Below are 667 nucleotides of genomic sequence, written 5' to 3'. Positions count from 1 at the left end.
CGATCTGGCGCAACAGCTGCCTACGGGCGGCCTGGTCCTCGGCGTTCTCGACACCGAGCGGAACGAAACCGTCGACGACTCCGATGATCGCTCTGCCGAGTTCCGTTTCGGCGATCAGAACCTCTACGGGATTGGCCGTGGCACAGAAGATTCCGCAGACTTCCGGAACCTGGCGCACCGCGTTGAGCACGTTGACCGGGTAGCCCTCACGGAGGAAGACGACGAACGAGTGTCCCGCCGCGATGGCTAGCGCGTTCTTGGTGGCCAGCTCGACCAGGGCATCGTCGTTGCCGGAGCGGCGAACCAGGCGTGGCCCGGAGGCTTCGCAGAACGCCAGCCCGAAGCGCAGGTGCGGGCTCACTCCGACCAGCGCCTCGTGCAGGTCCTCCACCGTTTTGATGAAGTGGGACTGTCCGATGACGACGTTGAGTTCGTCCGGTTTGTCGATGCGCACGGCTGTCAGTTCCACAGCGACATACTGCGCCTCAGCAAGCCCGATTCATAGCATTTCGACATTTGTTTCGCTTGCGTCGCCGGACCACCCCGACCGGGATGCTCAGCCCTGACCGTCGCCCGTGCGGGAAAGCGAGTCCACGACCAGTGCGGTGGCGTTGTCTCTTCCTCCGGCGAGGAGGGCGTCGTCCACCAAGGCGTTCGCGATCGCCTG

1 protein-coding gene is annotated in these 667 nt (G+C 64.3%); it reads right to left on the bottom strand.

Annotation, left to right across the window (positions count from 1 at the left end; genetic code table 11):
* Positions 1-469 (bottom strand): adenosine-specific kinase (locus tag ON27_RS29280; protein WP_043734754.1); only part of this gene is annotated, 469 nt, incomplete at its 3' end.
* Between the last annotated feature and the right edge of the window lie 198 nt (positions 470-667).

Source organism: Nocardia asiatica NBRC 100129 (genome assembly GCF_000308415.1).
GTDB classification, from domain to species: domain Bacteria; phylum Actinomycetota; class Actinomycetes; order Mycobacteriales; family Mycobacteriaceae; genus Nocardia; species Nocardia asiatica.
The sequence above is the reverse complement of the archived record's forward strand: the minus strand, read 5'-3'. Positions and strand labels throughout refer to the sequence as shown.